Origin of the sequence: Mesorhizobium loti CJ3sym (genome assembly GCF_000472785.1) — a bacterium.
GTDB lineage: Bacteria > Pseudomonadota > Alphaproteobacteria > Rhizobiales > Rhizobiaceae > Mesorhizobium > Mesorhizobium loti_E.
On sequence record NZ_AXAL01000003.1, the window covers coordinates 339,319 to 347,364 of the forward strand.

Here is an 8,046-nt window from a genome sequence, read left to right on the forward strand (position 1 = left end):
GATGGATTTTCTGATCACCACGCTCCTCAACGCGCTGACGCTGATCAGCATCCTGATGCTGGTCGGGCTCGGGCTGGCGATCAGCTTCGGCCTGATGAACGTGACCAATCTGGCGCATGGCGAATTCGTCACCGTCGGCGCCTTCGCGGTCTATTTCGTCCAGAGTATCGGCGGCTCGTTCTGGCTGGGGCTGGCCGCCGCGCCCATCGCCGGCGCGGTGGTCGGCTGCTTCCTGGAATTCGCCATCATCCGCCATCTCTATTCGCGGCCGGTCTCGACCGTGCTCGCCACCTGGGGCGTCAGCCTGATCCTCCAGCAAGGGCTGGAACTGATCTTCGGCATCGGCGCCAAGCCGGTGACGCCGCCGATCGAGGGCACGTTCGACCTGTTCTTCACCGTCTATCCGGCCTACCGGCTAATTCTCATCGCCATCGCCATGCTGACCTTGCTTGGCGTCGTGCTGCTGATCAGCCGGACATCGTTCGGGCTCGACATCCGCACCGTGATCCAGAACCGTGAGATGGCCGAGGGCGTCGGCATCAACACGCGGCGCACCTACGCCATCGCCTTCACCTTCGGCGCGGCCATCGCCGGGCTTGCCGGCGGGCTGGTCGCGCCGCTGGCGATCGTGCTGCCGCAGATGGGGGTGAACTATCTCGCCAATGCATTCTTCGTCGTCATTGTCGGCGGTGTCGGCTCGATCGGCGGGCTTGTCGCCGGCAGTGTCTTCGTCGGCGGGCTGACCAGCGTTCTCAACTACCAGATCTCGCCATCTCTAGCGCAGGCGATCGTGCTGCTCGCGGCCATCGTTGCTGTCCGTCTGCGGCCCAACGGCCTGTTCAACGGAGCGTCGCGATGATCGCCCGCGACCGCAACTGGCTGCTGATCTTCGCTGTCTGCGCAGCACTCGCGGTTCTCTATCCGCTCTTCGCCGACGGCTACCAACTGACTGTCATTCGCGACGCGCTGATCTTCGGCCTGTTTGCTGCAAGCCTCGACTTCTTCTGGGGCCGCACCGGCATCCTGTGTTTCGGCCACGCCGCCTTCTTCGGCATTGGCGGCTACATCATGGCGCTGATCACGCTCAACGACGCCATCCCCTTCGGCAGCGTTCTCGGCATCATGGGCGCGGTAACGGGTGCGGCTTTCGTCGCGGCCATCATCGGCTACTTCCTGTTCTTCGGCGGCATCCGCGGCAGTTATTTCACCATCGTCACGCTGGCGATGGGCGTCATCTGCCAGCAGGCCGCGGTCTCCTGGAGCTCGGTCACCGGCGGCGACAGCGGCCTGATCGGCATCCCGCCGATCGAATTCGATGTTGGCGAGATACATATTGATCTCAGCCAGGACCTGCCCTCCTACGTCTTCGTGGCGACGATCGTCGCGGTAGTCGTGCTGGCGCTGTGGTCGATCAGCCGTGGTCGCTGGGGCACGGTGCTGACCGCCATCCAGGACAATGAAGTGCGGGCGGCAGCGCTCGGCCACAATGCACCGCTGCGGCTGCTCGTCACCTTCGTTCTGTCGGCGGCCATCGCCGGCCTTGCCGGCGCGCTCTATGTCTGCATGGCCGGGCTGGTCGCGCCCGATCTCTCCGGGCTGCTTCTGTCGACCGAAGTCATCGTCTGGGTGGCGGTCGGCGGGCGCGGCACGCTGCTCGGTCCGGTGCTGGGCGCGATCTTCATCCAGCGTGCGCAGCAGATGATCTCAAGCTTCAACCCGAGCCTGTGGCCGCTGCTGCTCGGCTGCGTCTTCGTCATCATCGTCTTCGTGCTGCCGGACGGCATCCTTTCGATCTATGCGCGGTTGAAGAGCCTGTTCAAAGGCCGGAGGCGCGCGCAATGAGCGATGTGCTGCTCCAGGCTGAAAATGTCGGCATCCGCTTCGGCGGTCTGCAAGCGCTGGAAGGCTTGAACCTGACCGTGCGCGACAAGGAGCTCTGCTGCATCATCGGGCCGAATGGTGCCGGCAAAAGCACCTTCCTCAACGTGTTGACCGGCACGCTTCGCCCGACCAGCGGCAGCGTGCGCTTCCTTGGCCATGACATAGCCGGCCTGCCGCTGCATCGCATCGCCCGGCTTGGCATCGCGCGCAAATTCCAGATCCCATCGGTCTTTCCGAGCCTTTCGGTGGAAGACAATCTGAAGGTGGCGCGATGGGGCGTGCCCTCGCCGGAGCGCCCGCTCAGTGAGTTGCTGGAACTCGTGGCGCTCACCGATCGTGCCGGCACGCTGGCCGGCGAACTCGCGCATGGCCAGAAGCAATGGCTGGAGATCGGGATGGCGCTGGCGATCGAGCCTCGGCTGCTGCTTCTCGACGAGCCGACCGCCGGCATGACCCCGCAGGAGACGCTGGCGACAGCCGAGATGCTGCTGCGGCTCAAGGGCGAGTTCTCGATCGTCGCGGTCGAGCACGACATCCGCTTCGTGCGGGCGCTGAACTGCGAGACGCTGGTGCTGCATCAGGGGCGCCGGCTGCGCAGTGGGCCTTTCCATGAGATCGAGACCGACGAAATGGTCCGCGACGTCTATCTGGGGAGGCGCTGACCATGCTGCGGACGCTTGCGATCTCGGCCGGCTACGGCGTGCTCCCGGTGTTGAACGGTATCGACCTCGGCGTGGCACCAGGCGAAGTCGTCGGCCTGCTCGGCCGCAACGGCGCCGGCAAGACGACGCTGCTGCGCGTCATCGCCGGAGCCTTGAAGGCGAGCGGAGGCGCGGTGGTTCTGGGCGACCAGGACCTGACCAACGCGGCGGCCTTCCGCCGGGCGCGGGCGGGCATCGCGCATGTGCCGCAGGGGCGCGGCATCTTCAACCAGCTGACCGTGCGGCAGAACCTGGAGGTCGGCACGCGTGCCGCCCAGGATCGCCGCGCCGGCGGCATTCCTGACGACATCTTCGGCTATTTCCCGATCCTGCGCGAACGCGAGGCACAAATCGCCGGCACGCTTTCGGGCGGCCAGCAGCAGATGCTGGCGATCGGCCGCGCGCTCTGCGGCTTGCCGTCGGTGCTGCTGCTCGACGAGCCCTCGGAAGGCATCCAGCCGAACATCGTGCAGTCGATCGCCGAGCTGGTGCCGCGCATCGCTCGCGAGCGCGGCATCGCAATCGTTCTGGTCGAGCAGAATCTCGACCTCGTCCTCAAGGCGGCGGACCGCTGCCTGGTGATGGAGAAGGGCAGGATCGTGCACGAAGGCACGCCGGAGGCGTTCGCCGACGAGAGCCTGCTGAAGGACCTGTTGGCCCTATAGAGCGCGCCTAAACGCGCCTGGACCTGTTGACTTTGTAAGGCGTGCATGGGGCGCGCCTGGACTGGAAGGGAACATAACAATGATAAGCAGAAGAACGATTCTGAAATCCGGCGGCGCTGCCGCTGCCTTCGCCATGGTCGGCGCGCCGTCGATCCTGCGCGCCGCCGACACCGTGAAGGTCGGCCTGTCGATCCCGATCACCGGGCTGCAGGCGATCCTCGGCGAGACGCTGCTCAATTGCTACAAGCTCGCCGCCGCCGAGCTCAACGCCGCCAACGGCATTGGCGGCCGCCAGGTAGAACTGTTCATCGAGGACAACCAGACCACGACCAAGGGCGCCATCGACAAGGCGCGCAAGCTCATCAACGAAGACAAGGTCGACGTCGTCATGGGCACGATCATTTCGCCCGAGCGAAGTGCTACGCTTTCGGTGACCTCGAAGGCCAAGAAGCTGTTCTTCTACCCGACCAATTTCGAGGGCGGCGAATGCAACCGCTACTTCGTCGCCACCGGCCCGATCCCGATGCAGCAGGTCGACCCGATGATGCCGTGGGTGGCCGAGAATCTCGGCAAGACCATCTACGTCATGGCCTCCGACTATGCCTGGCCGCAGAAGATGACCGAGGCGATCACCGCGGCCTATGAGAAGGCCGGCGGCAAGATCATCGGCGCCGACTACTATCCGTTCGGCACCACGGATTTCGGCCCGGCCTTCCAGAAGATCAAGTCGCTCAAGCCTGATGTCGTGTGGTCGATGGTGGTCGGCAACGACGCCGTCACCCAGCTCAAGCAGTATCGCTCTTTCGACATCAAGCAGTCCCTGATCGCGCCGCTCGACGAGGTCTTCAACAAGGACGCGCTGCCGCCCGGCGTGGCGGCCGGCACTTACGCGCCGCAGCCTTACTGGATGGCGCTCGACAATCCGGTCAACAAGAAGTTCATTTCGAGCTTCCGCGAAAAATTCGGCCAGGAGAAGATGGTCAACGGCATCGGTGAAGCTGGCTATAACGGCCTGCATCTCTATGCGCTGGCCGCCGAGAAGGCCGGATCGCTGAAGGACGATGACGTGCTTAAGGCACTGCCGACGATCGAGTTCGACGCGCCGCAAGGCAAGATCCGCGTCGATGCCTCCAACAACCACACGCTTTGCCATTCCTATGTCGGCAAGGCAGCGGCGGACGGCATCAGCTACGAGATTGTCAAGGATTTCGGCACCATCGCGCCGGTCACGCCCTACTGCAAGCTGTAGGCCCTCGCACCCAACCAATCCTGACGGCGGCTTTGCCGCTGCCGTCAGGGCGTCCGCGGCGCAGGCAGCCGCTCGCGCAGTTCGTCGACAAGCACCCTGGTGTTTTCGGAATAGTCGATGGGCACGACGACGAGATGCACGCCACCACCGGTGAAGGCCTTTTCCAGCGCCGGTCGCAGGTCGGCAATCTCCGCGACCCTAGTCCCCCTGGCGCCATACGCTTCGGCGTATTTGACGAAATCGGGATTGCCGAAGGTCATGCCGAAATCCGGGAACGCATCGACCGCCTGCTTCCAGCGGATCATACCATAGGCATGGTCTTCCAGCAGCAGCACGACGAGGTTGAGCTTGAGCCGGACGGCGGTTTCCAGTTCCTGGCTGTTCATCATGAAGCCGCCGTCGCCGCAGATGGCCATGACACGGCGATTGGGATAGAGCAGCGCCGCCATCATCGCCGAGGGCAGGCCGGCGCCCATGGTGGCCAGCGCATTGTCCAGCAGCAGCGTGTTTGCCATGCGCGTGCGGTAGTTGCGCGCGAACCAGATCTTGTACATGCCGTTGTCGAGGGCGAGGATCCCGTCCGCCGGCATGATGGCGCGAACGTCATGCACGATGCGCTGTGGCGTGAAGCGGTCTTCGGTGGCGCGCGCTGCGATCCGGCTCAAAATGCTTTCCCTGAGCGGCAGCAAGGCCTGCGCGTTGGGGATCTTGCCCTCGATGCGGTCGGCCAGCAGCGCCAGCGAAGGGCCGAGGTCGCCGACGATCTCGGCCTGCGGGAAATAGACCTGCTCGACGTCAGCCGTTTGGTAACCGACATGGATGACCTTCGGCCCATTGGCACCCATGATGAAGGGCGGTTTCTCGACCGTGTCATGGCCGATGGTGATGATCAGATCGGCCTGCTCGATGGCCTCATGCACATAGTCGCGCTCCGAGAGCGCCGCTGTCCCCATATAGAGCTCGGTGCCGCCGGGCACGGTGCCCTTGCCCATCTGCGTGGTGAAATAGGGAATTTGGGTGCGCAGCACGAACTGCGCGACATCGGGGGTCACGCGCGGCCGCGACGCCGCCGCGCCGAACATCAACAGCGGACGCTTGGCTTCCAGGATCATACGGGCGCCGCGATCAAGCGCGCCCGGGCTGGCCAGCGGCAGGTCGACCGGATGGGTCGGCACTAGCGCTACCGGCTCGCACTCCGCCGCCGCAATGTCTTCCGGCAGTTCGAGGTGCACGGGGCCGGGACGTTCCTCCTGGGCAACGCGGAAGGCTTCGCGCACCAGCGAGGGGATCATCTTGGGCGAGACGATCTGGCGCGACAGCTTGGTCAGCGGCTTCATCGCCGCGACGATATCGACGATCTGGAAGCGCGCCTGCCGCGATGACAGGATGCCCTTCTGGCCAGTGATCATGATCATCGGCATGGCGCCGAGCAGCGCATAGGCCGAGCCAGTGGTCAGATTGAGCGCGCCGGGGCCAAGCGTGGTGATGCACACGCCTGCCTTACCGGTAAGCCTGCCATAGGTGGCGGCCATGAAGGCCGCCGCCTGCTCGTGGCGGGTCAGGATCAGCTGGATCGACGAGCAGCGGATGGATTCGACGATGTCGAGATTTTCCTCGCCCGGAATGCCGAAGATCCGGTCGACCCCCTCGTTTTCGAGGGCCGCCACGAACAGATCCGAACCCTTGGTCATCAACCGTCTCTCCTGCAACGCGCACATTCCGTCAGCCACCTTCATATGGCAAGGGAAGGCGACGCCGCAAAGAGCGCAAGCCTGCTCTGTTGGCGATCATGCCATCAGTTTCGGCAAGGCGGCCGCCAGCGCATCGGCAGGCATCGCCAAAAGCGATATTCTTGTGCAATTGGACGAGATGAGGGGACCCTTGGTTCATTTGCTCGATACCCAGTTTGAGACCGCCGGTAGCAGACTCCCTCCCAATTTGATGCGCTTTATCCGCGGGCGATATTAGCTTAACGAACGCAACCATTTCAGGCGCGAATTTCACTAGCGCTTCGTGGCCATCCGTGGGCACGTCGTACCTACTCGCATGCCTCGACAGAGCCCGCCGCCGTGATACCCTGTCCGATCAATCAAAGCGGAGCCATTCTTGATGAGCCAGAAGCGCTATGTCGTCGTCGCCAAGACCCTCCGTCGAGAGCCAGATGGTGATAGCCAGCAGGACGGCAGGCCGTTGTGGCGCAGCTTCATCGAAGAGCGGTCTTACACGTTCACTGCCGACCAGCCGATCTCTGCGATCTTTGAAAGACTGGACAGATTAGATGACGTGGTTGAGATCAGACTTCTCGATGACGGATCGAACCGTATAGGGCCAGCCCATGAGCCGGATCGGGAGGAAGGCTTTCAGCGCCAGGCGAAGTATTGATGGGGCAAAACAACCCTGCCCCTCAAGCCCTCCGCCACAAACCCACCAATTGCGGAGATAGAATCATTTCATCGTGAAATGAGGCGGCTTATCAACCTCAACTTGACAACGGCCTTCCGCAAGGGCATGCAAGCTGCATCGCATAGGCAAACGGGGCTTCCACATGAAGAAGACATACGAAAAGCCAGTCTTAGTGAAGAAGGATCGTCTTTCGACTGTCGTAGCGGGTCCGTCCGCACCGATTAAGCCCTGAGGCGACTATGAAAAAAATCTATGAGAAGCCGGTTTTGGTGAAGCGCGAGCGCCTGTCGTCCGTCGTGGCGGCGACCACCATATCAAAAGGCGCGGTGTAACACCTCCAAGGCTGCGATGATCACAGGCCTGCTGGCGGATGTCGGCGGGCTTTTTTTTGTTAGCGATCTCCCTTCGCCTTGGCGTACTCGTTGCCCAACCGCCTGGCATCGGCGTGCGCATAATTTGGCGTGTAGATCAGATCGACGTTTCGGCTCTCGCATTCGCCGCACTTCATCCGAGGCAGCAGATCGTCACGCATGGCCGGCGTATCAGGGCCGTGCGTTTCGCCCAGGCGCACGAGGTCAAGCTCCTGCTTGTGACCACAGCTAATGTTCCGGCAATGCGCCGTCACGATCATGCCGCCGTCGATCAGGGAAAAATGGATTTTCGGTACCTATTTCAAAGTTGGCGATAAAGGGACGAGCGACGGTGGCGGCACCGAAGCTGCGCATAAGGGGGAGTTTGAACCGTAGGGAACTCGCCAAACTTCTACGCAGGCACCGGCTTTGGAGCTGATGTTATGCGTGTTCGAATTTTCGGATGCTCCGGGCTAGTAAGCGCGGAGGCAAGTGATGGACTACATCACTTACGGCATCCATATCGCGGCTGACGTGGCCACGGTATTGATGTTCGTTATCGTTCTACTCAGCTAGACATAGCTAGGCTCAGGACTCATTGATCAGAGCCAGAAGATTACGGTTGCAGCGATGCAGATCGCGGACATGAAGGTGTGGGCGCAGCGGTCATAGCGTGTGTGGATGCGCCGCCAGTCCTTGAGCCTGCCAAACATGTTCTCGATCTTATGGCGGCTTTTGTAGAGCAAGGTGTCGTGCGGGATCGGCAGATTGCGGTTGGCTTTGGACGGGATACAGGC

11 protein-coding genes are annotated in these 8,046 nt (G+C 62.7%); 8 read left to right on the forward strand and 3 right to left on the reverse strand.

Going from position 1 to position 8,046, the window contains the following annotated elements; genetic code table 11:
- Nucleotide 1: 1 nt before the first annotated feature.
- From urtB to A3A9_RS0108600, 5 genes are all read left to right on the forward strand, one after another.
- Nucleotides 2-859 carry an urea ABC transporter permease subunit UrtB gene (gene urtB / locus A3A9_RS0108580; protein WP_027058425.1) on the forward strand — a complete coding sequence of 286 codons (858 nt, stop codon included), beginning with the start codon at nt 2-4 and terminating at the stop codon, nt 857-859.
- Nucleotides 856-1,842, forward strand: coding sequence for a branched-chain amino acid ABC transporter permease (locus A3A9_RS0108585; RefSeq protein ID WP_027058426.1), 987 nt, complete (start codon nt 856-858; stop codon nt 1,840-1,842). Before urtB ends, A3A9_RS0108585 begins: the two co-directional genes overlap by 4 nt.
- Complete coding sequence (locus tag A3A9_RS0108590) at nt 1,839-2,543, forward strand: ATP-binding cassette domain-containing protein (RefSeq protein WP_027058427.1); 705 nt, start codon at nt 1,839-1,841, stop codon at nt 2,541-2,543. The genes A3A9_RS0108585 and A3A9_RS0108590 overlap by 4 nt, the downstream gene beginning before the upstream one ends.
- 2 nt (nt 2,544-2,545) lie before the next feature.
- Nucleotides 2,546-3,247 (forward strand): ABC transporter ATP-binding protein, encoded by a 702-nt coding sequence (locus tag A3A9_RS0108595; RefSeq protein WP_027058428.1) that lies wholly within the window; start codon nt 2,546-2,548, stop codon nt 3,245-3,247.
- A gap of 79 nt (nt 3,248-3,326) precedes the next feature.
- Nucleotides 3,327-4,496, forward strand: a complete 1,170-nt coding sequence (locus A3A9_RS0108600) for a substrate-binding protein (protein ID WP_027058429.1) — start codon at nt 3,327-3,329, stop codon at nt 4,494-4,496.
- A gap of 44 nt (nt 4,497-4,540) precedes the next feature.
- On the opposite strand, the gene A3A9_RS0108605 is transcribed toward A3A9_RS0108600, so the two are convergent.
- A complete protein-coding gene (locus A3A9_RS0108605; RefSeq protein ID WP_027058430.1) occupies nt 4,541-6,187 on the reverse strand; it encodes an acetolactate synthase large subunit in 1,647 nt (548 codons plus the stop codon).
- On the opposite strand from A3A9_RS0108605, the gene A3A9_RS0108610 reads away from it, so the two are divergent.
- The 3 genes from A3A9_RS0108610 (at nt 6,180) to A3A9_RS43895 (ending at nt 7,231) form a co-directional block, all read left to right on the forward strand.
- The gene (locus tag A3A9_RS0108610) at nt 6,180-6,464 is read left to right on the forward strand and encodes a hypothetical protein (protein ID WP_027058431.1); all 285 of its coding nucleotides are present in this window, start codon (nt 6,180-6,182) and stop codon (nt 6,462-6,464) included. The genes A3A9_RS0108605 and A3A9_RS0108610 overlap by 8 nt on opposite strands.
- Nucleotides 6,465-6,605: 141 nt before the next feature.
- Entirely contained in the window at nt 6,606-6,878 is a 273-nt protein-coding gene (locus A3A9_RS0108615) for a hypothetical protein (RefSeq protein WP_027058432.1), read from the forward strand.
- 260 nt (nt 6,879-7,138) lie between these two features.
- Entirely contained in the window at nt 7,139-7,231 is a 93-nt protein-coding gene (locus tag A3A9_RS43895; RefSeq protein WP_152536089.1) for a putative RiPP precursor, read from the forward strand.
- Between the two features lie 59 nt (nt 7,232-7,290).
- Here the strand turns inward: A3A9_RS43895 and A3A9_RS45130 are convergent, their stop codons facing one another.
- Together A3A9_RS45130 and A3A9_RS0108640 are read right to left on the reverse strand one after the other, a co-directional pair.
- Nucleotides 7,291-7,530: a hypothetical protein gene (locus A3A9_RS45130; protein WP_051370812.1), complete on the reverse strand. Its 240-nt coding sequence runs from the start codon at nt 7,528-7,530 to the stop codon at nt 7,291-7,293.
- A 321-nt stretch (nt 7,531-7,851) separates the two neighbouring features.
- A partial coding sequence (locus tag A3A9_RS0108640; RefSeq protein ID WP_027058433.1) for a transposase occupies nt 7,852-8,046 on the reverse strand: 195 nt, incomplete at its 5' end.

Excerpts from the sequence above, each read along its gene's own strand:
- A3A9_RS0108615 (WP_027058432.1), top strand. The coding sequence starts at position 6,606 with ATGAGCCAGAAGCGCTATGTCGTCGTCGCCAAGACCCTCCGTCGAGAG.
- A3A9_RS0108605 (WP_027058430.1), bottom strand. The coding sequence starts at position 6,187 with ATGACCAAGGGTTCGGATCTGTTCGTGGCGGCCCTCGAAAACGAGGGG.
- A3A9_RS45130 (WP_051370812.1), bottom strand. The coding sequence starts at position 7,530 with ATGATCGTGACGGCGCATTGCCGGAACATTAGCTGTGGTCACAAGCAG.
- A3A9_RS43895 (WP_152536089.1), top strand. The coding sequence starts at position 7,139 with ATGAAAAAAATCTATGAGAAGCCGGTTTTGGTGAAGCGCGAGCGCCTG.
- A3A9_RS0108600 (WP_027058429.1), top strand. The coding sequence starts at position 3,327 with ATGATAAGCAGAAGAACGATTCTGAAATCCGGCGGCGCTGCCGCTGCC.
- urtB (WP_027058425.1), top strand. The coding sequence starts at position 2 with ATGGATTTTCTGATCACCACGCTCCTCAACGCGCTGACGCTGATCAGC.
- A3A9_RS0108590 (WP_027058427.1), top strand. The coding sequence starts at position 1,839 with ATGAGCGATGTGCTGCTCCAGGCTGAAAATGTCGGCATCCGCTTCGGC.
- A3A9_RS0108595 (WP_027058428.1), top strand. The coding sequence starts at position 2,546 with ATGCTGCGGACGCTTGCGATCTCGGCCGGCTACGGCGTGCTCCCGGTG.
- A3A9_RS0108585 (WP_027058426.1), top strand. The coding sequence starts at position 856 with ATGATCGCCCGCGACCGCAACTGGCTGCTGATCTTCGCTGTCTGCGCA.